Origin of the sequence: Bradyrhizobium liaoningense (genome assembly GCF_018130955.1) — a bacterium.
Classification (GTDB): domain Bacteria; phylum Pseudomonadota; class Alphaproteobacteria; order Rhizobiales; family Xanthobacteraceae; genus Bradyrhizobium; species Bradyrhizobium liaoningense_C.
On record NZ_JAFCJM010000002.1, the window covers coordinates 54,248 to 74,507 of the forward strand.

At 61.5% G+C, this 20,260-nt stretch carries 25 protein-coding genes; 15 read left to right on the plus strand and 10 right to left on the minus strand.

Features of this window, described 5'->3' with window-relative positions; genetic code table 11:
* Window positions 1–281 precede the first annotated feature (281 nt).
* Genes JQ632_RS01890 through JQ632_RS01900 form a run of 3 tightly spaced genes read left to right on the plus strand, consistent with a single transcriptional unit; the run spans window position 282 to window position 4,447 of the window.
* Window positions 282–3,260 (plus strand): AAA family ATPase, encoded by a 2,979-nt coding sequence (locus JQ632_RS01890; protein ID WP_212400576.1) that lies wholly within the window; start codon window positions 282–284, stop codon window positions 3,258–3,260.
* Window positions 3,261–3,268: 8 nt separating this feature from the next.
* Entirely contained in the window at window positions 3,269–3,610 is a 342-nt protein-coding gene (locus tag JQ632_RS01895) for a hypothetical protein (protein ID WP_212400577.1), read from the plus strand.
* Window positions 3,611–3,613: 3 nt separating this feature from the next.
* Entirely contained in the window at window positions 3,614–4,447 is an 834-nt protein-coding gene (locus JQ632_RS01900) for a hypothetical protein (RefSeq protein ID WP_212400578.1), read from the plus strand.
* Here JQ632_RS01900 and JQ632_RS01905 read toward each other — a convergent pair.
* The gene (locus tag JQ632_RS01905; protein WP_212400579.1) at window positions 4,424–4,567 is read right to left on the minus strand and encodes a hypothetical protein; all 144 of its coding nucleotides are present in this window, start codon (window positions 4,565–4,567) and stop codon (window positions 4,424–4,426) included. The two genes, JQ632_RS01900 and JQ632_RS01905, sit on opposite strands and share 24 nt — an antisense overlap.
* 195 nt (window positions 4,568–4,762) lie before the next feature.
* Here JQ632_RS01905 and JQ632_RS01910 point away from each other — a divergent pair, with 195 nt between their 5' ends.
* Entirely contained in the window at window positions 4,763–5,701 is a 939-nt protein-coding gene (locus tag JQ632_RS01910) for a hypothetical protein (RefSeq protein ID WP_212400580.1), read from the plus strand.
* 169 nt (window positions 5,702–5,870) lie between these two features.
* On the opposite strand, the gene JQ632_RS01915 is transcribed toward JQ632_RS01910, so the two are convergent.
* The 4 genes from JQ632_RS01915 to JQ632_RS01930 form a co-directional block, all read right to left on the minus strand.
* Window positions 5,871–6,329 (minus strand): hypothetical protein, encoded by a 459-nt coding sequence (locus JQ632_RS01915; protein ID WP_212400581.1) that lies wholly within the window; start codon window positions 6,327–6,329, stop codon window positions 5,871–5,873.
* The gene (locus tag JQ632_RS01920) at window positions 6,322–6,825 is read right to left on the minus strand and encodes a hypothetical protein (RefSeq protein ID WP_212400582.1); all 504 of its coding nucleotides are present in this window, start codon (window positions 6,823–6,825) and stop codon (window positions 6,322–6,324) included. The genes JQ632_RS01915 and JQ632_RS01920 overlap by 8 nt, the downstream gene beginning before the upstream one ends.
* A 254-nt stretch (window positions 6,826–7,079) precedes the next feature.
* The gene (locus tag JQ632_RS01925) at window positions 7,080–7,844 is read right to left on the minus strand and encodes a hypothetical protein (RefSeq protein ID WP_212400583.1); all 765 of its coding nucleotides are present in this window, start codon (window positions 7,842–7,844) and stop codon (window positions 7,080–7,082) included.
* A gap of 276 nt (window positions 7,845–8,120) precedes the next feature.
* The gene (locus tag JQ632_RS01930) at window positions 8,121–8,321 is read right to left on the minus strand and encodes a hypothetical protein (RefSeq protein WP_212400584.1); all 201 of its coding nucleotides are present in this window, start codon (window positions 8,319–8,321) and stop codon (window positions 8,121–8,123) included.
* A 177-nt stretch (window positions 8,322–8,498) separates the two neighbouring features.
* Here JQ632_RS01930 and JQ632_RS01935 point away from each other — a divergent pair, with 177 nt between their 5' ends.
* The 7 genes from JQ632_RS01935 (at window position 8,499) to JQ632_RS01965 (ending at window position 11,094) form a co-directional block, all read left to right on the plus strand.
* Window positions 8,499–8,840: a hypothetical protein gene (locus tag JQ632_RS01935; RefSeq protein WP_212400585.1), complete on the plus strand. Its 342-nt coding sequence runs from the start codon at window positions 8,499–8,501 to the stop codon at window positions 8,838–8,840.
* Window positions 8,841–8,849: 9 nt separating this feature from the next.
* A complete protein-coding gene (locus JQ632_RS01940; RefSeq protein WP_212400586.1) occupies window positions 8,850–9,104 on the plus strand; it encodes a hypothetical protein in 255 nt (84 codons plus the stop codon).
* 28 nt (window positions 9,105–9,132) lie between these two features.
* Window positions 9,133–9,297, plus strand: coding sequence for a hypothetical protein (locus JQ632_RS01945; protein ID WP_212400587.1), 165 nt, complete (start codon window positions 9,133–9,135; stop codon window positions 9,295–9,297).
* A gap of 90 nt (window positions 9,298–9,387) precedes the next feature.
* Window positions 9,388–9,630: a hypothetical protein gene (locus JQ632_RS01950; protein ID WP_212400588.1), complete on the plus strand. Its 243-nt coding sequence runs from the start codon at window positions 9,388–9,390 to the stop codon at window positions 9,628–9,630.
* Window positions 9,627–9,899, plus strand: a complete 273-nt coding sequence (locus JQ632_RS01955) for a hypothetical protein (protein WP_212400589.1) — start codon at window positions 9,627–9,629, stop codon at window positions 9,897–9,899. Before JQ632_RS01950 ends, JQ632_RS01955 begins: the two co-directional genes overlap by 4 nt.
* A complete protein-coding gene (locus tag JQ632_RS01960) occupies window positions 9,892–10,176 on the plus strand; it encodes a hypothetical protein (RefSeq protein ID WP_212400590.1) in 285 nt (94 codons plus the stop codon). Before JQ632_RS01955 ends, JQ632_RS01960 begins: the two co-directional genes overlap by 8 nt.
* Window positions 10,177–10,800: 624 nt before the next feature.
* Window positions 10,801–11,094, plus strand: coding sequence for a hypothetical protein (locus JQ632_RS01965; RefSeq protein ID WP_212400591.1), 294 nt, complete (start codon window positions 10,801–10,803; stop codon window positions 11,092–11,094).
* 172 nt (window positions 11,095–11,266) lie between these two features.
* On the opposite strand, the gene JQ632_RS01970 is transcribed toward JQ632_RS01965, so the two are convergent.
* Window positions 11,267–11,737 carry a hypothetical protein gene (locus JQ632_RS01970; RefSeq protein WP_212400592.1) on the minus strand — a complete coding sequence of 157 codons (471 nt, stop codon included), beginning with the start codon at window positions 11,735–11,737 and terminating at the stop codon, window positions 11,267–11,269.
* Window positions 11,738–11,769: 32 nt separating this feature from the next.
* Here JQ632_RS01970 and JQ632_RS01975 point away from each other — a divergent pair, with 32 nt between their 5' ends.
* The 4 genes from JQ632_RS01975 (at window position 11,770) to JQ632_RS01990 (ending at window position 14,668) form a co-directional block, all read left to right on the plus strand.
* Window positions 11,770–12,927, plus strand: coding sequence for an ImmA/IrrE family metallo-endopeptidase (locus tag JQ632_RS01975; RefSeq protein ID WP_212400593.1), 1,158 nt, complete (start codon window positions 11,770–11,772; stop codon window positions 12,925–12,927).
* On the plus strand, window positions 12,920–13,348 hold the full coding sequence (locus tag JQ632_RS01980) for a hypothetical protein (protein ID WP_212400594.1): 429 nt from the start codon (window positions 12,920–12,922) through the stop codon (window positions 13,346–13,348). Before JQ632_RS01975 ends, JQ632_RS01980 begins: the two co-directional genes overlap by 8 nt.
* A gap of 162 nt (window positions 13,349–13,510) precedes the next feature.
* Entirely contained in the window at window positions 13,511–13,828 is a 318-nt protein-coding gene (locus JQ632_RS01985) for a hypothetical protein (RefSeq protein WP_212400595.1), read from the plus strand.
* A 501-nt stretch (window positions 13,829–14,329) separates the two neighbouring features.
* Window positions 14,330–14,668 carry a hypothetical protein gene (locus tag JQ632_RS01990; protein WP_212400596.1) on the plus strand — a complete coding sequence of 113 codons (339 nt, stop codon included), beginning with the start codon at window positions 14,330–14,332 and terminating at the stop codon, window positions 14,666–14,668.
* A 246-nt stretch (window positions 14,669–14,914) separates the two neighbouring features.
* Here the strand turns inward: JQ632_RS01990 and JQ632_RS01995 are convergent, their stop codons facing one another.
* The 4 genes from JQ632_RS01995 to JQ632_RS02010 all read right to left on the minus strand — a co-directional run bounded on the left by JQ632_RS01995 (window position 14,915) and on the right by JQ632_RS02010 (window position 20,194).
* On the minus strand, window positions 14,915–15,157 hold the full coding sequence (locus JQ632_RS01995) for a hypothetical protein (protein ID WP_212400597.1): 243 nt from the start codon (window positions 15,155–15,157) through the stop codon (window positions 14,915–14,917).
* A gap of 124 nt (window positions 15,158–15,281) precedes the next feature.
* The gene (locus JQ632_RS02000) at window positions 15,282–16,706 is read right to left on the minus strand and encodes an integrase family protein (RefSeq protein ID WP_212400598.1); all 1,425 of its coding nucleotides are present in this window, start codon (window positions 16,704–16,706) and stop codon (window positions 15,282–15,284) included.
* Between the two features lie 151 nt (window positions 16,707–16,857).
* The gene (locus JQ632_RS02005) at window positions 16,858–18,354 is read right to left on the minus strand and encodes a class I adenylate-forming enzyme family protein (protein ID WP_212400599.1); all 1,497 of its coding nucleotides are present in this window, start codon (window positions 18,352–18,354) and stop codon (window positions 16,858–16,860) included.
* A 4-nt stretch (window positions 18,355–18,358) separates the two neighbouring features.
* Complete coding sequence (locus tag JQ632_RS02010) at window positions 18,359–20,194, minus strand: extracellular solute-binding protein (protein ID WP_212400785.1); 1,836 nt, start codon at window positions 20,192–20,194, stop codon at window positions 18,359–18,361.
* Window positions 20,195–20,260: the final 66 nt, after the last annotated feature.

Here is a 20,260-nt window from a genome sequence, read left to right on the forward strand (position 1 = left end):
TCCCGGCCGGCGCGCAGAATACCGCGTGCCCCTAGTCACGAAGTATCGAAGTCACGAAATCCCGAAGTCTCAGGCCATACGAGCCTAAACGCAAGAAAGCCCCCAGCCGCAAACTGGAGGCCCTTGCGATCAAGCCGGGAAGGCGTGACCAAATGCGATAGCAGAACAGCTTCGCACTTATCACGTCAGCCCTGAGATTTCAACACCCGCGCGTGCCGCACGGCATGCCGGGCAAAGTCCAAAGGGCAACCGCCCAGCGGACGGGAAGACGTGACGCGACTATGACGGCCAACAATTCGAACGGCCCGACTACCTCCGTAGACCGCAGCGACGCAGTTGCGCTTGCCCGTGCTGTCCATGCGTTCGGCATCATGCCCGTTGCGGTGGGCGAGGGCGCCAAGGGCGACTTCAAGCGGCCGTTCGCTGGCGTTGACCAGTGGCAGCTACAGACGTTCGAACAGCGCCTAGCCTACATTCAAAGCGTGGTAGCGTCGGGCACGCTGAAGGGTATCGGCCTGCAACTCGGTCCCATCAGCGAAACAGTTGAAGCGCGTTGCGTCGACAACGACATTCCGGCAGGCCCGCAGCGCGACGCGTTCAACAAAGGCTTTACCGAGTACCTTGAACAACACGCCCCGGGCGCCGCGGCTGCCCTTCGTCTACGCTGGGGTCGCGGACCTTCATTCATCGTCCTGACCGACCGGGACGTGATCCGGTTCGAAAAGTTCGGCGACGTGAACGACAAGGCCGCAATCCAACTGTTGGGCGCCGGCAAGTTCTCCGCATGGTGGGGCCTCTACCGCAACGAAAAGCCGCTCGATACCGACCCGGCGAACTACAGCCACCCGAACGGCGATCTTCTCGACTGCCCGCCGCCCTGCGTTCCCGCACCCATCCTGTCCGCCGCGATCTACGCAGGCCTTGACGCTGCCGGCATCGCGCGCACCGCCAGCGGGGGCTATGACAACAAGGGTCGCACGTTCAGTGCCGACGATCTTAAGTACATCACGCCCGAATATGTCGCGGCGGCAAAAGCCGAGCTGGTTGCGACGCGCGACAGCGTGCACAGCAAAGCGTCGGGGACCGGGCAGAGCGACGTTGTGGGGCGCGTGGGCTTTAAGTACGGCGACCTTGTCAAGCTGTCCGACGCGGCGCCTACGCTCATGCAGTGCGCCTATGAGTGGACGAACGACGAAGGCAACATGAAGCGTGTTGTCATCGAACCCGCGCCGGCCGACCACCCGATGATGCCGGCGCTCCGTGATTTTGGCAAGCTTGCGCAACAGTTCTTCGACGAGCTGGACGGCGACCGCAGCCAAGGACGCAAACGCAGCTTCGCCCGTGCCGTCGGTGCTTCTGACGGACTGAGGCAAGTCGCTGTCGCGGACGAAGCCCGCCGCGTGGAGGAAGGGCGCAAGCATCACGCCCACATGATGCAGACACTACCGGCCGCGATGGTGCAGGCCCGCGCGTCCAGCAATGTCAAGTGTGGCACGATCGCACCCGACAACGCCAAGTCACCGCTTGCGTTGGGCGTCACGCAAAACCGTAAGGGCCTGTTCGAAGATGCGAACGGCGATCTTGTGCCGCGCGTCGCGTTCGAATTTCCCGACGCCGACACCGCGACGACCGCCGGCTTCAAGGTTCTGACCGCGCCGGAGGAGATCGCCAAGGCGGAGGCCGCATGGTTGGACGGTCGCGCCGTCGTCGGCTTCGCGGGCGGAGCCGTGTATTTCTTCATGCCGGCATCCAAGCCCTACGTCATTGACACGCTCAACATCGCCGCGAGCGCGAACCGCAAGACGCGCAAGCCAGAACGCATGCGGAAGGCACTTAAGCGCCCGGCCGCTCCGATGGTGGAGCTTGTCAAAGGCATGGTCCCGGAGCGCAGCGCCATGTTGATTGTTGCGGACCCGAAGGCCGGCAAGTCCTACCTTACGCAGGATCTGACGATATCGATTGCGGATGGTGCCGAGTACGCAGGGATGCAATGCCAACAACGCGGCGTGCTCTATCTCGCTTACGAAGAAACTCACGCACAGGTCATGGACCGCGTGCGCAAGCTCCGCCCGAGCGGGCTTTCTGAGACGGCGCAAGACCTTCTGTTTCAGCAATACTACGATGACGGCGTGCCGCAGTTGGGCGCCGACTTCAAAGGCGGACTGCTGGAACATCTGGACGACGTGCTTGAAGAAAACCCCGAACTGCATGGCGGCGTTGTCGTGATGGACACGATGAACGAAGCGCTTGGCGACATCGAGGCCGGTCAGCGCGGAAAGACCGACTACAAAATCGAGAAGAAAGCGCTTCAGGTGCTCACTGCCTACGCAAAGTCGCGCGGCATCACCATCATCATTCTGCACCACACGAACAAAGACGACAGCGGCAGCCTCACGCGCAAGATTTCAGGTTCACAAGGCATCTTGGGCGGAACTGACGGCTACGTAATTTTGGAAATCGAGCCGGAGAACCCGTACCAAATGAAGGTACGCGGAACGGCTCGCGGCATCGGACATATCAGGATGGATTGGGAACGCGATCAAAACGAAACTGCTTGGACGCCAGTAGGTACGGAAGGCGAGGGCTGCAAACAAACACAGATCGAGCGTGTGTTCGGTATCTTGGTCGCTATGAACTGCGAGATGCAGGCAGCCGACATCGCAGCGCAGACGGGACTTGACGCGAGTAGTGTCGTGACGAAGTACCTAAATCGCCTGCACGATAAGAAGCGCATTCAGGGCAAGCACCGTGGCGTCTACGGCATCGCCAACGCCAAGACGCGCTTGGAAGGCATGATGGAATGCATCGTTGCCAGCGGCATCTTGCGGGAAGCTACGGGGGCCTTGGGCGAGCGTAACGACATGTTCACAGGACCGGTCCGCATGCGCCTTGAAGCGACCGGCAGCCGCGCGCCGACGCGGTTTGCATTCGAGCGCGACGTTATCGAGGCCATCGGAAGGAAGTTCGCCAACGCTGCCGACGCGCTGAAGCAATTCTGCGAAAAGGGCCATGCGATCAAGGACGGTCACGGAGGCGTGTTCTTCATCGGTGTGGCGTGGGTAACCCCGATCGCGTCAACCGGGTTCGAACAGCCCGCCAGCTTCAAGGCTCCGGCTCAGTCACCCACCTTCACCCCGCCGGCCGTGGGCACCACGACGCCCGCCGCAGAGGCGAACGTAGCGGCTGGGCGCCTGCCGTGGGACGACGGAAAACTTGTACCCCGTCCCGTCGCTCTTGCTTCGTGGGTGGTCGTCCAGTGAGCACCGACATGAAAAGCATTGTCCTGCCTTGGGAAGCTCCGCCCGCAAACGAGATCGCCCAACTGCACGCCGAATTGCAAGTCAACAACGTGTTGGCGCTCGCCGGCATCGCGCAAATCCGCTACGCCAAAAAGGGACGCGTCGCCTTCCGCAATCGTGAGGGCCGCGAGTGGATCGTGAGCGACAGGTACGAAGCGGTGCAGACGCGTTTTGACCTTGCGATTGAGAAGTACCGCCAAGTGCTGGACCGCGACGCAATCGCCCGCGTGGTTGACCGCGGTATCGCAGCTACTCCGGGTGTGAAGCTCGGCGCCAAGCGCGGGCCGTACAAAAAAGAACCGAAGGCCTGAGAAGTGAAGATGTTGCAAACCGACGCTATCGACTTCGCGGGTCTAGCGACCAACACGGCAAGATCAGCCACGACCAAGGCGCTTCGTCTCGCGATGGACGCCGCGAAAGCGCTGCCGGCCAACGACCCCTTGCGGACCGGTATCGCTGCGCTGCTACTAGCCAACGCCGCGGCATCGCAGGCTCCCGCACCGAAGATCATCGTGCCGCGGGACCTGTCACCGGAGGAGCGGGTTGCGCTGTTCTTCGCCGGCAGCGGGGCTGACGTCGGCAGCCCGTTCGCGGCGGAGGCCCTCAACGCAGCGCTCGCTACCAGGCTCGTTACGTCGGCGGACGTCTTCGCTCGCTACGGTCTGCGGGTAGATCACTTCAATACGCCAATGACGCACCAACTGAACTTCGCAAATGCGTGGTTTGCCGCCGCGACATCCGGAGCCTCCGCGGATTTTGCTTGGAAGTTCGGCGTTGCCGCGATGACCGATCCAGCTCGCTTTATGGAGCCGCCGCCCGACATGGTGCTGGCGTTGATCCAAAGCGCGGGCGTGGTCTGCAAGCCGGTTCGCAACGCTCGCAAGGGGGCTGTGGATCAGGTCCGCTGCGTCGTCGCGCCGCGTGCCCGCAAGCTCGGTTTCGTCGAGAATATGAGCCTGAAGGATTTCGTCAGCGTCACCCAGCGGCTTTGCGGGGGCGAGCATTCGCAGGCAAAAATCAAAGCCTCGCTGATTTCTCAGGAGGCCTTGACGTACGGTCTGGCGGACATCACGCCGGCACTCGACTTGGACGCGTTGAGGGCACGCGTGCCGGATTGGATCAACTCAATCTGCAGCGTCTTCCTCTGAAGCGTCTGCCGCATCTCCGGCATTGGTCCAGAGATCAACGACCGCGCAGCCGGGCGGCAGGCGATCGACGGAAGACAGCATGACTTCGCGTCCGCTCGGCAAGGTGACAAGAAACCTCATGAACGCTGCTCCTGTGGTGGTTCGGGGGACGGCCACCGTATGTCCGGAACCACGAGCCCGTCAAGTATGCACCGTATACAAAGAGCGCGCAGACCCTATAAAACAAGGCTTTTCGCGTGGTACCGCGCAAAGCAGAGATGTTGATTTAACAAGCGGGCCGGGAGAAATTGGGGCGTCGTGATTTGAAGGAAGCCCATGACCGCGCTCGCCGAAACTGCCGCCAAGTTCAGCCAGTATCGTCGCGAGCGCGCCGCCGATCGGGCACCACTCCCGCCACGCCGGCCGCTGACGTCGGCACAGTTCAACCACGCTGCCGACCGCTCGGACGCCGACTTGGTGGACCTTCAGCGCCGCGAGGGCGCGGCGGCGGAGCGTGAGCGGATGTTGGATCAACGCAAAAGGGCGGTTGCGGAAGACCGCGCGCACGATCGCAACGCCCTCGCGTTACTGCAATCGCAGGGCAGCGACACCGCCGGGCCGAAGCCGCTACCACCGGTCCCGGAATTCGTGCTTGAAGTCTTCGCGTGCATGCCTGCGTGGGAACATGAGCCGACATTTTGTCACGCGCGCTACGTTCGCAGCATCCGCGCGCTCGCGGGCTCTAGCGAGGATGCGCAGACGCTTCAGTTGCTAGCCGCCGATGCGCTGACGGAGGCGCTAGGGCCCGTGGCGGGCATGCATTCGGAATGGCGCATGATGCACACGGCAGCCCGCCGGCTTGTCGTGCGATTGGAAAGCCCGTTCGGCGACGGCGAGGACGACATCGGCTCGTTGCAACGGCTTCATGCGAAGCTGTCCCGGATTTCCGCAATGCTGATCACTGCGGAGTTTGTTGAGCGGCGCGGCCTTTTCGCTTCGAGCTACGCGCCCGCGCTGGTTTCGTTGCCAGCGCCGAAGCCCGCGTCGCCCGCACAATGTCACGCCGACGCGCTGCGGGCTGCCGTTGAGCGTGGCGACGTGCGATGGACCGGGGACGGGCCTCCGGCTGTGGTGGTGGAGCGGCAGCGCGAGCTTGCACCGGCAGCACCAAGACCTCTAAGCCCGCGAGCCGCGCAGATGACCATTGAGCGCTTGATCGAGGCGGGCGTTCCCATCCCGCTGGAGTTGGCTGCCATGGCACGGGCGGAGCGTTGAAGTGAGAAGGGCCGCGACACACGAATTCGCGTCACTTCGGCTAGGAGCCAGTGGAGCTGTTCTTCTGGGCATTGTGCCGTAGCGTGAAAAGCAAAAGGCGAGGCCCCATGGCCCCGCCCTTTGTAGTCTTGGTGTTGATGGTGTTAGCCGGAGGCTCAACCCGTTCGGGTCAGATATACCTTCCCGCTTCTTTTCGAATGGAAAGATAAAGTTGATCGAACCTCCGCTTCGCGAACAGAGAAGACCCAGCAGCTATTGCTTTAATCTTGGTCTGCTGTTCTGCACTGTATCGACCGAACACGTCTGGATCGGAGAGGATAGCTAACATTCCTTGCTTTACTGCGTTTCCGCCCTGACCAAATCGGCTAGAGTAGTCGTCCAAAATCTCCATCAATTCTGCAAATGTTTCCAGAATTATCGCCCGTTTGAGGGGGGCAAGATTAGCTGATGTGCCCTTCACCAGCATATCGTCCGTCATGCCGAAAATAGAATTGTCTAAACTATTGCGAGCGATCAAAGCCGCTTGCCCTTCACTCTTTGAGCCCCGGCCATAAAGATTTTGCTTGATCAGAGCCGTCAACTCGTGACGCGTGTCCACGAGGCGGGAAACGGGAACTCCTTCAAACATTTTTACCCCTCATCACGCTAATCTTCCATGTGATCTTGAATTGATCGTTAGGCTGCTCGTGCAGTTCAAAGGCGGCGTGCATGTTTGCGTGGCCGACCAAATCTCCATAGGTACAGCCGTCGTCGAGTGGGTTTGTGAACACCCTCCACAGCATAGCCATAGTCTGGATGTTGGACCCATGGTCGTCCGATGACATGCCATCATCGTGAATGCTGGCGATAACGGTGTCGGCGAAGCCCCCCAGCTCTAAGCCTGGCATCATCCTGTCCCGGATACCGGGGAACAGCTGTAAGACACCATCCCGTTGAGTAGGTGTCCCGTGCCAGTTAAGCACCAGTTTGTTGCCCACTGTGGCCGTGACGTTCCCGGTGTTAGTGACACCCGCCACGAATGTCTCACTCCACATCTTTACTTTGCGTTTCAGTCCGAACATGAGACCCACTTCTCCTTCAGTGTTTGCCAGCATTTTCAGCGGCGAACGCTGTGATGTTTTCATTAGGCTGGGAGCCTCGCATCAAACCCCGGTAGTAGCAGCACTTAGCGGCTGTGTCCCTCGCCAGTGCCAAGTAGGCTGACAATCTACACAACTAGTTACGGAAGGACGGTGAAAGCAGATCGATGGGGATCAGACTTAGCATTCGCCTTCTCTTTCATCTCTTCGAAGTCCTTCAACGTGTCAGCGGTCATGTGATTGGTGACCCACGACGACGACGAAGACAGCGGATGTGCAACGGTTGGCCGCCAAACCATTCAAGCGGTTGTTCGGTCGGGCGAGACAAGCGCCGCTAGTTCGGCTTGCTTCTGCTTGACCGCGTTTAGCTGGGAACTGAACCACGCGATATCGACCGTGCCGTTCGCGACGTCATCCTCTAGCTGCGCGAGCAGTGTGTACTGCTCTCGGATCAGCGGAGCCAGATGATCGTCTTTGAATGCCGCTATCAGGTGCGCGTCGTCATCCCTGTACTCGTCGACAGCGACGTGCATCGCTTCCATCACGCCAACGTCGAGGGATTTGACCTCCTTGTGCAACGCGTAGTGCAGTTCCAGTTCGGTATCTTTCGCTTTGTCCAGACCGTAGGACTTCATGCCGACAGCAATCAGGCAACCGTCGGAGAGAACCGCCATTAGCCAACGCTGCGTTAGCAGCAACTGCAAATTCTTCTCGTTCGCGTCCTTCGCCCAATCTGCGTCTTTGCACATGAAAGACCATGATGCGACGTGCTTAGCGCCCTGCGAGACGACGTACGCAGCGCGCCATGTACGTTCCATCATGATGAGCTTCAGGAGGCGTGACTTTTGCATTTGCCACGTTGCTTCATCTGCGAGCATCTTAAGCTGCGATTTGCAGTAGTCCCGCCAATAATCGAGCAAGCTGGTCCCGTTCCTGCCGACCAAACCCGCCGCAAGGCGCTTCCAATCGGCGGGCAGCGGCGGCGATGTAATTATGTTGTCGGCGTTTTTTAGCAGCTCATTGTACGTCAGGGGTCGGTGGAAAAGTGCTTTGAAGAATGCCATCTCTTGCGCCTTAATATCGCTTGCGCGGCGAATGGGTTCAGGGCCGTCCGCGTTTCCATCCGCCGGAGTTGATGCCATGGCGCGGGGAGAGCTGAAGTGAAAAGGCCGCGCATCCGTTCGTCCGGGATTGCGTGGCCTTTGTAGCCCGTAGTTGCGCGAAGCACTTGCGGGCGGAGAACCCTATCGAGGTTTCGGGATTTTCGCAAGGTTGCAGCGGCGGGGCGGGCGGCTGATACGTCAAGCCGCGTAACGCGGCGGCTATACGCCGAAGCGGGGCTATTCGTCGTCAGCCTCTTTGCGCGGGCGGCCCATCGTCGGGGGCGCGTCGCCGGTCCCCATCTTCTCGATAACGATTGCCGCGATTTCCGCTGCCGCAGCCCGACCATGCTTCGCCGCGCGCCTCTCCACGGCTGCCGCCGTCTTCGTTGGCAGCGTCACGGCGTACCGCGGACCGCGGCGCTTCCTGTCATCAACCATTATAAACGTCTCCTAGTGGCGCCACTAGCACACCCGGACACAACCGTAAATCCCGGGGTAGTGGTGCCACTTCTGCATAGCTGTCCTGCATAACAAGTGGCGCCACTATCTTGACGTCCGTTCCGGCCCGAGCCTAAAAGTGGCGCCACTAAACGTCGCCAGCACGGAGCCGCCGACATGACCACCGCAGAGCGCACCACTGCCGCCGACATCGCCGCCATGCAGCGCCTTGGCTACCGGTACGCCGCCGCCGCGGTGGAGCTGTCGGACGGAACGTTCAGCTTCTCCGGCCTCCGTCGCGATGCCGTGCAGGCGATGGACGCCATGATTGTGGAGCGAAGCGAAGGTGACCGCCGGTACGTCATCATTCTCAGCAAGCGCGCCCGTTTCGAAACGAACAAGGACGGTGCCGGCGCGAAGTGGGCGGCGCTCTGCGACCGCGCCCAAGAGCTTCGCCACGGCGTCCGTGACCGTGTTGTCACTCACACCGATCACACGAATTCGTGTCACTTCGGCTAGGAGCCGCGCATGTTCCCGAAAGACCCCAGCAACGAACCCGCCCCGACACCGCGCAAGGAATGCCGCGAGCGCGTCCAAGCGCAGCACCTTCGGCAAGGCGACTTCCTGCCGGCAACGCGTGACACCGTCGTGGGCGTGAGCCGCGGCGTTCGGACACCGTCCGGCAAGGTGGAAGTGACCTTGAGCAAGCCCGACCGCGGGATGCGTACGGCCGTGTGGGGGGCCCGAACCGAAATCAGCATCATTCGCGAAACCGCAGCCTGAAGGGTACCCGGCAATGCAAAAGCTCCTGATGACCGCAGCCATGTTTTGCTTCAACGCCGTGGCCGTGTGCTCAATCGCCAAAGCGGGCCATCCCGGCACCGCGGTCACACTCGCCCCCGTCGTGGTCTTCATCGCGATTATGGACGCGGTCCACACCGTCAAGTTTCGCGGCGGCTCCCAGCACGGTCGCTGACGAAGGGGCGCGGCTTCGGGTGGACCGGCAAACTTCTCCGGAGCCGCGCCTTTCAATTCAATCATAGATTTTATCAGGATGGAAATGCGCGTGAGCGACCTTTCGACCCTATCGACAATGTCGACCTTCGAACTGCGCAAACTTCAAGGCGCGGTAGTGGAGGAACTGAGCTTCCGCAACGGCAACGCTCGAATGCGACGCGCGTTCGCCAGCGCCGCAATCGATTTGAACCGTCGTCCGGAAATTGACCTGTCGGACCGTTGGCGGGTGGCGTCCGTCGCGCTGTTGTCGGTCGTCACCGTGGCCGTGCTCGTGTGGGGTACCATGCAATGAGCAAGCAACCCGACCCGCATCTGATGGCAGCCAGTGACGAACAGATTAAGCAGTGGCTTGCGCTGGCGGTCCACAGGAAAGAACACAAGCGAGTAAGCGCGATTAAGTTTGCGATGGTGCGCCGCCGCCTGCTGCGTAACCGCGCTGCGAAGTTCGAAGCGCTGAGACGTGCCACCGCGGTCCGCGGGGAGGTCGGGCTTGCAGAGCTTGCGAAGCGCTGCGGAGACACGGTGGCGTTTGTTAACGGTGACGGGGGCGGCAATGACTGACGACAAGAAAGTGATACCACTGCGGCCCGCGTCCAACGCCATCTTTGCCGGGATAGAGGCCGCGTGGCTGGTTTGCGACGCGTTGCACACGACCGTGCAACTTGCAGAGCGGGCCGCCAGCGACGCTGCGTCCGCGCTGGACGTTGACCCGGTGGACGTACCCGCCGCGCTCGCCGGCATCTTCGCGACGAAGGCGCATCTCGTGGAGGCGCTGCGGCAATGCGTAGCGGCGGATGCGATCTGCCGCGCCGTCCAAGCGGAAGGACCGCAGTCGTGACCGTGCTGCTAGGCGCCGGGTGCGTTGCGCTGGGGGTGTGGCTCTACAAACTGAAAAGAACGAAGTTCTGAGGCGCCGAACACACGTGAGAAGGCCGGCGCAGCAACCGAATTGCTTAAGGCCGGGTTCAATCTGAATATGAGTTCTCTTCGCGACCGCTTCGCCGGCAACGAAGCCTCGACCGCTGCGATAGCTCGTTTCGGCGCCGACATGGTGACGTTGCTGCACAGCTTTGAAGACGACCTTGCTGACGCACTAACCGACAGCGCCGGGCCGGAGCCTAAGCGCTCCTAACCAATCCGGCCCGTGTGCGAGATTCGCCCCGATGATGGCTTAGCCCGAATACGTATTGAACCTTCCGTGCTTCACGCCGCGAATGTACCCGCGCGAAACTCGCTCTTCCATCTCGCGCTCTAAAAACTCGTTCGCAATCAACAGCGCCTTCACGGCTTCGCGTGCGTCACCGCCGCATGCTGCGATTGCCTGATCGGCAGCCGCGTCTAAGCTGGCCGCGTCCGATAGAAGATTCGGTGCAGGCGTTTGGGGCTTGGGGCTGCTCATGTTGACCGGGCAAGATGTTCCCATTATGTTCTAAGCAAGTCAAGGTTGATTTGAGGGGCGGATATGCTGGCGGCCATTTTCCCGTTCATCGGTTTTGTTCTTAGCGTTACCGCTACGGTGCTGGTCGCAAGGCGCGTCAAAGCCAATGGTGGAAGCCGCGTTCGCTCGGTGGTGTTCGGTGCGTTGGTTTCGGCCGGGCTGTCTGTCGTTTCCGATTTTACCCTTGCGTATGCTGAGCAAGGGTATGACCACTCAAAAGAGGGGGTTGTAAGCCGTGCTGCCGTCGCGGCTCTTATCGGACTCGTGATCGCGTTCTTCGCCACTTCGAAATCCGCGATGAGAGCGGCGGCGGGATGAAGCATTCGCGAGCATTTATATTGCTCTTGCTGTCCGCCACGTCCACCGCCATGGCTAGTGAGTTGGCGGGGCGATGTTGGGCCTTGGCCTTTCTATACAGCGCATATCTCCCCAACGATTATCCGAAAGTCTTAGACCTGTGCTCTATGTCGGGTCGTGCGCGGACACTTCCCTACGTCTTGCCCGGTCCGTATATTACGTCTTCGAGACGAGACACTTTGTTGCGCAATGGTGCAATCTGCCGCGCTGCGTCAACCCACAGCACGGCAAGGGTGATGGGAGCCGGTATGCACGAAAGTACGGCAAGTAACAACGCCCAACCCGTGCTGATCGCGTCGTCGTTATAGAACGCTATGTACACTAGACATGCAGTTAGGATGCCGGCGATGACGAGATTGCCCTTCATATATTTTTTGTACTCGTTGAAGAGCTGAATTTTGAATATCGAAAGCTCGGCTTCGAGTTGGCTGAGTCTCCCCAAGTTGTCCATCGCTGCATCTTGATCGGAAAGAGCATACTTGAGCCTTGCGATTGCTCGCTCGACGGGCTGAAGCCCGAACTCCCCGTAAAGTTGGAGCAGGGCGGTGCCAGCGTGAAGGCCAACTCCAAGTTGCACGAGACTGGAAAAGTCGCCATACTTCATCGAAGCCCCTAGACCAACGAATTCCCCAACAGATGACATATAACAAAAGCGTTCTGCCGACGGTGATGCTTGCACGGTCGCTCTCCAATTCAAGCCTATCGAAGCGGCTTGGGATTGAAAAGGAAGAACTGGACCGTGAGCTTCATGCGGAAGAACCTCGGCACGGCTTGCTGCGCGATATAGCGCATGAACTTGCGGTCCCGGTATTCACCTTCTACCTCGAAGAAGCGCCCGATCTTGACGATCGCATTCCGGACTTCCGCTCGACGGCGCCAAGACTGAGCGCCAAGGAACGACAGACGCTGGAATGCATTCAGAGGGCGCGGACCATTCAGGCGCGGGCAGAGCAACTTCAACACCATCCCAAGCGCGAGCTACCATCGTTGCTTCGCTCTGGTTCGGTTAAGGCGCAAGCATCGGCAATCCGCAAGTGGTTTGGTATCAGCCTTCAATCGCAAATCGAAGCGCGGGACGCGCGGACTTTTTACAACATCTGCCGCCAAAGACTGGAACGTGCCGGGATATTCGTTTTACAAGACAGCTTTCCCGAGGGCGATGGCAGCGGCTTCTGCCTGTCCTCAAAAACAGCACCTGTCATTGTTGTTAACAGCAAGAAACAGAATCGGGCGCGTCGCCTCTTCACGTTGATTCACGAACTCGGGCATGCCCTGCTCGGCGAGACTGGAATCTCCGACCCGTTCGTCAGCCACAACGCGACCGAGAAGTTCTGCAACAATTTTGCGAGCGAGTTCCTTGTTCCCTCAGATGACATTGCGCAATTGCTCGGAAACGCGCCCGTGCCGCGCAATCCTGATCGTGATGACATCGCGCGAATCGCTCGAAAGCTTAAGATCAGTCAGCAAGCAACGGCGCTACGACTGGAGAGGATGGGGCTAACGGCCAGCGGCAGCTATTCGGCCTGGCTTGCTGCCGTTGGCGGAGACAATCCTGACTACGTGAAGGATCGAGGCCCTCCCTTGGGGCCGCCGCCACAAGAAAAAGTAAAACTGGCTAAGTACGGCTTTCACTTCGCAGAATTTTTCAACGACCGACTGAGCGCCGGTTCGCTAAACGATTTTGACATCTACAGAGTAAGCGGGCTCAAGCCGAAATATCAGCGCGCTTATTTCGATTTCGTGTCCGGTCTCTCAGATGCGGACATTTCGACTTTGGAGCTCGGGGATGAATGACCCGGGCGAGATCACCCCTTTCATCATTGATGCACGCGGGCTGCGGGAAGTTGTAACGACCAAATCGAATAGCCTCAAAGCGCTGTGCCTAGACATGCTACTGAAGGGCGCTATCGCCGTGCCGACCTGCGTGTGGGACGAGTTCGCGGACGCATACGAAGATGAGGCTGACGGAATTGCCGGGTCGGTCAGCAAGAAGATTTCAATGAACAAGAGATACAACGCTGGCGCTGCCAAGGCGGCCGAGTCTCTCAACTCAGGTTTCTCTCTTACAGACTCCAACTGGGCAACCGACTATTTCGCCGCTTCAATCGCGATGACACACGGCTACACGATCATCACCACCCCGGAGCAGCAGCCCTTCTACGCGAAACTTTCATCGTGCAAGTCCCTCGATATAAATTTGCTTTGGACGGTCTGAGCGAGGAAGACTGGAGCGAAGCCGCAGGTTGGCCGGGGGGCCTTTTTAATCAGGAACGACGATGAACGTACGACGGGGACTATGGCGCTCGTGGATAGGGGGCTGCGACTACCGCAAACAAGCGAAGGGGCAGGGGCAATGCGTCACGCAAGAGCAATCATCATGTTACTCGCGATCTCACCGGCTAGTGCGATTGCAGGCGATGCCAAGCCACAGTCGAGCGACAGCATAGCCTGCGCAGGGGCAGCAACGGCCGAGTACCTGAAGGCCGATGCGGAATTGGTCCTGAGGGCCACAGCGAAAGGCGTCATGTCAGTAGAAGACAAGATAGCGCAACGGCGCCTTGTCGAGGGATATTGCATACGATGGTCTAGTTGCACCGTTATCGATGTGCCGGCAAATGCAAGAGAACTGGCCTACCGCTCCATGTTCTCAGCATGCCTTGAAGCTGATGCAAGCGAAAGGAAGGCGGGCGAATAGCAGTAGCTCTAGCGATAGGGCTGGCGGCCAGGAGGCAGGACGCCGGGTCAGCCGGGTTTGGCCATGGTAGGACCGGTGCGCGGCTATTCTAGCCCTCGGCTCGCGCACCGCTGATCCAGTCACGTCCTCGTGTTATGCGTCAACGGGGTGCGTGAACCCGTGATCGAACGGGGCCGCGCCACCTTGCGCAGCACTGACGAAGCACCTCTAATGCTCGTGGGTGTTCGCTGTTCGCGGGCATCTAATGGAGCGAGGGCCGGCGAGTTTCCAGCAGACCGGCCCCCGTTCCTTGGCTCCTCGGCGGTGACGGCTCTCACAAGGTAACCTGTCGGGGTCGTCACTAGGAGCGGAGTCAACTGTAGCCCCGCTGAGCTTTCTGTAAAGATGGTAGATTGCCGGGACCTGTTCTGACATTGGCATGAAGGAGGGGGCTTTGGCCCCCTTTTTTTGTCTATATTGAACTGGAGAGTACCGAGTATTTTCGAGCGCAAGGAGTTTGACATGAAGCTCCCAGCATTATCACTTGTCGTCGCCCTGCTTCTGCCAACCGTAGCGGAGGCGCGTGATGATTTCCATTACCCACCACCACCTCGCCCAAAGCCCACGATCGAAAACCTCGCAGGTTGGATAGCACTTCGTATCAAACTCTGCGACGAAGCCATCCCCGACGACAATGATATTCTGGCGGAAGGAATCATATATAACTTGATCATCCTTGGCACCGAAAGGACGAAGTCACTGGTGCGAGACGCGTTGCAGAATACCGGTGACCACGCCAAGGACTGCGAGAATGCGCGTAAGGTTTATAATGAAATACCACCTCATTGGAGGCGGCGGTGATTAGGACAGAGCGGGCATGGCTTACCCAGGTTCTGGGATAGTCGCCTTAGCGAGACCATTTCGCACTGGAGCAGCGGGTCGAGGAAATTGAGAAGGCAGGCGTCGGGGCAACATGAAGAAGATGCTGTGACCATCGATCGAGATACCCCTCAGCGCCTGTTGGTACTCCGGGCATACGCTGGCTATGCTGATCGGCAGAAGGCAAAACGCACAAGCGTTGACTAGGGGGGCACTTGGCGCGCGCTATCAACGCGCGTCAATCTTGAACACTTCCCATGCGGAGCGGAAAGCCCGCTTAGCCTCTTCGAAATCGGCCGCTGATCCGTACGGCGCCCCCGGCTTCGTCGGCGCCGTGACCGACCACACCCACGCCGCCCGCACGCGCTCCGTTGCCTTGCGGATGCGGCCGATCAGTTCGCCGTCGTCAAGGATGCTGTAGTCGTCAGGGGCTGTCTGACCGCCGATGCGGCAAGGGCGAAGCGTCAACATTCTAACCTCGTCTGCGTAGAGCCTCCGCGACGCGCAGTTTTAGTTGCTGTGGTTCTCTGTCAGCCAATTCACGAAACTGCTTCGCTCGACGGCGCCGGCTCCGTCAAAAAAGAAACCGGCAGCGCTACTCGGCAGCCTGTCGCATCGGCTCCGTGACCGCCGCGACGCCTTCCGCGAGCCATGCAGCGATTTGCCCTGCAACCTTGTTCGCGGCCGCGCGCAACTGCTCCTCCGTCTTGTGGATGTAGTCTTGTGTTTGGCTGCCCTTCGAATGCCCGATCAACATAGCCTTGGTGACTTCCGAGAACTCCAAATCATCGCACACGCTCGCGTAGCAGTGCCGCAGCCCGTGCACGGTCCAGCCCGCCGGCTTGCGCTCGGCCAATGCACGCTTTGCCCATCGCCCGATTGCACCCCCGGTGTAGTGACCGCGGCTGTTCTTCCGGTCGGACGGGAAAACGAAATCGTCGGGGCTCGTTAGGGCGCGGTCAGCATCGCCAAGGCGGAGCGCTTCGCAGAACACGTCAAGCGCGGCCGTCCCGATAAAGCGGATGTCCTGCTCTCCGTCGCGCACGTCCGCCAATTCCAGCCGCTTCGTATCGGACAGGACTAGCCGCGAGCCCACGAAATCGACGTGACCGCGCCGCAGTGTCGCAACTTCGTCCCGCCGGCAGCCGGTCAGCATCATGGCCTTGATCGCTAGGACGGCCTGCCATGGATTGCGCCAATCGTACGGGTCGTCAAGCGTGGGCCCGCCGTTGTGACCGCTGCCGGGCTCCGGAACGCGAGCAAACAGCACTCCGCCCACGGTCCTGTAGCCGGTGGCATCAAGACGCCAGCGCCGTTTGCGGTCTTCGCGCTGCCCCGCCAGCCCTTCGCAGGGGTTGTCATCGCGTAGCTTGCTCTCGACCGCCCACGCCAACATGCGGGTGATGAACGACAGCGCGCGGCGATCGAACGCGCGAACCGTGGGCGGCCTGCTCTTGTCCCGCTGCACGCCCGGGTAGGTAGCGCTGGTCACGTCTTGCCGGGTGATGTGCAGCACCTTCACAGCGGCGACGGTGCTGCGCTTGATGACCTTCACCCGGTAGCCGTCCGCGACTAAGGTTTTAGGCTTCCGCGACCATTCGCTTTCCCGGTCCGGCGTGGTCGCTACCGCTTCGCTCTCCGCCCCGACGAAGTTCAGGAAGTCGTCGGCAAGCTCCGCCATCGTCGGGGACCGCTGTTCGTGCTTGCGCGCAGCTGAGGGGTCGCCTCCGTCTCGAATGGCGGCGAACAGGTCCGCGGCGTCGGTCCGGGCTTGCTCTAAGGTCAGGTTGCCGAACCGGCCGATGGCGTGGCGCTTCGTCTTGCCAGCGGCCTTGTACTGGATAACGAAGCTGTTGGCGCCGGCACCCATGATGCGGATGCCAAAGTTAGGGGTCGCCGTGTCCCAAATCAGGCTCTCGACTTGGCGGCGGTCCCCGGCGGCTTCACGCTTGGCGCGCTCGGCATCCACCCGCGCGATTTCGGCATCAATGAGTTTCTTCGTGAGCTTCGCCCGCGCCATCGCCCCAGTCCCCTGTTCGATCTACGGAAGATTTAGGCGGGGAAAAGCTGGGATAGCAAGGGAAAACGGGGGTTAATCTCGACTGCCGGGAAGCACTGCATGGTACCGCGAACTTTCTGAAATCGCTCGCTTTTCACCCCGTTTCGGTCAGCTATCCCACCGTTCTGTCCCTGAACGCTTCAACCATCAGAGGGTTAAGGCCCAGTTCGCTGAGCGCTTCGCGGGCGCGGGCGTTGTCGTGGGCCCGTCCCGCCAGTCGGTGGCCGCTCAGGCGATCCGGTAGCGCCGTCAGCAGCGCCCCCTGGCCGAGCCGGCGCGCCCATTCCTGGAGGTCGTTGGACAGGAAGCGGTAGCCGCCGACAGCCATGATCCCGGACGGCGGCGCCGTGATGCAGATCGCCCCGCTCGGGCGGTCGATCCGCGCGGCAAAGCCGGTGTCGACATAGTCGCGCGCCGGCTGGGCCATCAGCGTGTCGTCGGCCGGCTGGGGCGGGGCATAGGCCGCGATCGGCACCATCGGTCCGCGCAGCCCGAGCGTGTTCTTCGGCGTCAGCAAGATCTCGCCGGCGATCGAGGAGCCGGATTGCTCCCGGACCGCGCCGCGCAGGCCCGGCATGACCGGTACCGGCACGCCGTCTTCGCCGCGGCGCACGCCGAACAGGCCGGCCTCGCCGAACAGATAGACGTCGGTGAGCGGGGCGTGCGGCGAGGTCCAGGCGTCGCTGGCGGCGACCTGCTCCGGCGCGCGCCACAGGCCGACGACGTTGCGCAGGCCGGGCATCCGCGCTGCCAGATCAGCCCCGAGCCGCAGCATGAGTTGAGCCGGCGCGATCAGCACCTCGCAGCCCTGTTCGTTGACCTGCTGTTCCAGCACCTCGTTGTCGAAGGGATGATGCAGCGCCAGCGTGCCGCCGGACAGGAGCCACACCGCGAGCGAGGCGGCGAGGCCGGCAAACGACATCGGCGCGAACGCCGCCATCACAGTTGCGCCCTGCGGAATGTCGGCCTCGAGCGAAATCGCGAGCCCGCCCGCGATCACGCTGAAATGCGGCCGCGGCACCGGGCGAAACCCTTCCGCCGTGACGTCGAACGAGATGATCGCCGCCTTGCGACCGTCCTGGATCACGCTGCGCGTGGTGCCCGGCGGGCGCGCCAACACGTCGTCGAGCGAGGCCATGCCTTCCGGCAACTCGCTGCCGAAGCCGAAGACGTGACGGATCGAGAAGGCCTCTGCCGCCGCGTGCATGGCGAGATCGGAATAGATGACGCCGTCGACCTTGCTCATGGTGACGACGGCGCGGGCCGCGGTGCGGTTAAGCGCCGCCGCCAGCTCGGCGTGCCGCCAGAGCAGGGGCAGCACGGCAACCACGAGGCCGGCGCGATGGGCGGCCAGCACCGTCAGCACGAATTCGATGGTAGCAGGCAGTTGAACCGCGATGACCGAATTGGCCGGCAGCCCCGATTCGACGAAATGCGCCGACAGCGCCTCGATGGCGCGATCGGCCTCCGCATAGGTCAGCCGCCGCGGGATATGCCCGGTCACGCGCATCTTGTTGATGGGATCGAGCAGCGCCGGCGCGTGCGGTTGCCGGGCCAGCGTGCGCTGGAACAGCGTGTCGAGCGTCGGCGATACGGCTGGCTGGTTCACGGCGTCACTTCGCTTGTTGCGGTCCTTGAGCGTCCACCCTGTGCCACCACGTCTCCGGCAGGTAGCCGGACAGAGCAGTGGCCTTGGGTCGTTCTATCCGATTCCAGCGCGCGATCCATTGCTCCGATACGTTAAACAGCGGGATACCGTAGAAGCCCGACATCAGGGCGCGATCGAGCGCGCGCACCGCCGACACGAAGGCCGTATGCTGGCGGGCATCGAGCAGGGCCGCGATCATGGCGTCGATCGCGGGATCCTTTGCGCCCATGTAGTTCCGCGTGCCCGGATTGTCGGCGGCCGCACTTCCCCAATAGAAGGACTGCTCGTTGCCCGGCGAGAGCGACTGGTCCCAGCGGTTCTGGATCATGTCGAACTCGTAGCCGAGCCGGCGCTGGTCGAATTGCACCGGATCGACCGCCCGGACTGTCGGCTCGATGCCGGCGCGCTTGAGATCGCGCGCGAAGGCCAGCGCGATGCGCTCCTGGTCGCGCGTCGTCACCAAAATTTCGAAGGTGAAGGGCGCCTTGGTCGCGCGGTTGCGCAGCACGGTGCCGTCGAGATCGTAGCCGGCCTGCGACAGGAGCTGGATCGCTGCGCGCAGCGTGGTGCGATCGCGCCCGGAGCCGTCGGTCACCGGCAGGCGGTAGCTGCCGTCGAGAATGTCCGGCGGGATATGGGCGAGATACGGCTTGAGCAGCTCGCGCTCGCTGGCGTCGGCGGGACGGCCATAGGCCGACAGCTCGGAGCCCGCGTAGAAGCTGGGCGTGCGTGCGTAGAGCCCGAAGAAGTAGTTGCGGTTGACGAGCTCGAAGTCGAACAGCAGCGTCAGCGCCTGCCGCACGCGGATGTCGGCAAAGATCGGACGCCGCGTGTTGAATACCAGGAATTCCGAGGGCCAGGGTACGCCGGGCTTGATGGTGTCGCGGATCAGCTCGCCGGTCTTGGCGGCGGGAAAGTCATAGCCGTCGTGCCAGCGCAGCGGCTCGTGTTCGACGCGGAAATCGTAGAGGCCGCGCTTGAAGGCTTCGAACTGGCCGTTGGCTTCGCGGTAGTAGTCGAGCCTGACCTCGTCGAAATTGTACAGGCCGCGATTGACCGGCAGGTCGCGGCCCCAATAGTCGGGATTGCGGGTCAGCGTCACGCTGGTGCCGGGCTTCACCGCGGTGACGCGATAAGGGCCCGAGCCGATCGGGCCGGTCATCGTCGTCTCCTCGAAGGTCGTGACGTCGACCGCGTGCCGCGGCAGCACCGGCATCAGCCCCAGGATCAGCGGCAACTCGCGATCGTTGGCACCGTCGAGATCGAAGCGGACGGTGAGGGGATCGCGCGCCTCGGCCTTGACGACCTTGGCGTAGTATTGCCGGTGGTTGGGCCGGCCATGGTCGCGCAGCAATTCCCAGGAGAACAGGACGTCGTCGGCGAGCACCGGCTTGCCGTCAGAGAAGCGCGCCCGCGGGTCGAGATGGAACGTCACGTAACTCCTGGCGTCGTCGGTCTCGACCGTCTTGGCCAGCAGGCCATAGAGCGTGAAGGCCTCGTCATTGCCGCGCGCGAGCAGGCTCTCGACGACATAGTTCCGCATCTGCTGCACCGCCAATCCCTTGACGATCAGCGGATTGAGGCTGTCGAACGTGCCGAGGATGCCCCAGACCACCTTGCCGCCCTTCGGCGCATCGGGATTGGCATAGGGCATGTGGGTGAAGTCGGCCGGCAGGGCCGGCTTGCCATGCATGGCGATGGCGTAGCGCTCTTCTGCGGCCGCGGGACCGGCCGCTATCATGCTGACGGCGAACGCCGTGCCGACAATGAGGCGGGCGCTCACGCGCGCAAACATGAACATCGGCATTGAGATTGATTCGGAAGAGCCGGCCACGGCGCAAATCCTAGCATAATGGGCCAGGCCGAA

Excerpts from the sequence above, each read along its gene's own strand:
- JQ632_RS01890 (WP_212400576.1), top strand. The coding sequence starts at position 282 with ATGACGGCCAACAATTCGAACGGCCCGACTACCTCCGTAGACCGCAGC.
- JQ632_RS01895 (WP_212400577.1), top strand. The coding sequence starts at position 3,269 with ATGAAAAGCATTGTCCTGCCTTGGGAAGCTCCGCCCGCAAACGAGATC.
- JQ632_RS01905 (WP_212400579.1), bottom strand. The coding sequence starts at position 4,567 with ATGAGGTTTCTTGTCACCTTGCCGAGCGGACGCGAAGTCATGCTGTCT.
- JQ632_RS01910 (WP_212400580.1), top strand. The coding sequence starts at position 4,763 with ATGACCGCGCTCGCCGAAACTGCCGCCAAGTTCAGCCAGTATCGTCGC.
- JQ632_RS01915 (WP_212400581.1), bottom strand. The coding sequence starts at position 6,329 with ATGTTTGAAGGAGTTCCCGTTTCCCGCCTCGTGGACACGCGTCACGAG.
- JQ632_RS01920 (WP_212400582.1), bottom strand. The coding sequence starts at position 6,825 with ATGAAAACATCACAGCGTTCGCCGCTGAAAATGCTGGCAAACACTGAA.
- JQ632_RS01925 (WP_212400583.1), bottom strand. The coding sequence starts at position 7,844 with ATGGCATTCTTCAAAGCACTTTTCCACCGACCCCTGACGTACAATGAG.
- JQ632_RS01930 (WP_212400584.1), bottom strand. The coding sequence starts at position 8,321 with ATGGTTGATGACAGGAAGCGCCGCGGTCCGCGGTACGCCGTGACGCTG.
- JQ632_RS01935 (WP_212400585.1), top strand. The coding sequence starts at position 8,499 with ATGACCACCGCAGAGCGCACCACTGCCGCCGACATCGCCGCCATGCAG.
- JQ632_RS01940 (WP_212400586.1), top strand. The coding sequence starts at position 8,850 with ATGTTCCCGAAAGACCCCAGCAACGAACCCGCCCCGACACCGCGCAAG.
- JQ632_RS01945 (WP_212400587.1), top strand. The coding sequence starts at position 9,133 with ATGACCGCAGCCATGTTTTGCTTCAACGCCGTGGCCGTGTGCTCAATC.
- JQ632_RS01955 (WP_212400589.1), top strand. The coding sequence starts at position 9,627 with ATGAGCAAGCAACCCGACCCGCATCTGATGGCAGCCAGTGACGAACAG.
- JQ632_RS01960 (WP_212400590.1), top strand. The coding sequence starts at position 9,892 with ATGACTGACGACAAGAAAGTGATACCACTGCGGCCCGCGTCCAACGCC.
- JQ632_RS01965 (WP_212400591.1), top strand. The coding sequence starts at position 10,801 with ATGCTGGCGGCCATTTTCCCGTTCATCGGTTTTGTTCTTAGCGTTACC.
- JQ632_RS01970 (WP_212400592.1), bottom strand. The coding sequence starts at position 11,737 with ATGAAGTATGGCGACTTTTCCAGTCTCGTGCAACTTGGAGTTGGCCTT.
- JQ632_RS01975 (WP_212400593.1), top strand. The coding sequence starts at position 11,770 with ATGACATATAACAAAAGCGTTCTGCCGACGGTGATGCTTGCACGGTCG.
- JQ632_RS01980 (WP_212400594.1), top strand. The coding sequence starts at position 12,920 with ATGAATGACCCGGGCGAGATCACCCCTTTCATCATTGATGCACGCGGG.
- JQ632_RS01985 (WP_212400595.1), top strand. The coding sequence starts at position 13,511 with ATGTTACTCGCGATCTCACCGGCTAGTGCGATTGCAGGCGATGCCAAG.
- JQ632_RS01990 (WP_212400596.1), top strand. The coding sequence starts at position 14,330 with ATGAAGCTCCCAGCATTATCACTTGTCGTCGCCCTGCTTCTGCCAACC.
- JQ632_RS01995 (WP_212400597.1), bottom strand. The coding sequence starts at position 15,157 with ATGTTGACGCTTCGCCCTTGCCGCATCGGCGGTCAGACAGCCCCTGAC.
- JQ632_RS02000 (WP_212400598.1), bottom strand. The coding sequence starts at position 16,706 with ATGGCGCGGGCGAAGCTCACGAAGAAACTCATTGATGCCGAAATCGCG.
- JQ632_RS02010 (WP_212400785.1), bottom strand. The coding sequence starts at position 20,194 with ATGTTCATGTTTGCGCGCGTGAGCGCCCGCCTCATTGTCGGCACGGCG.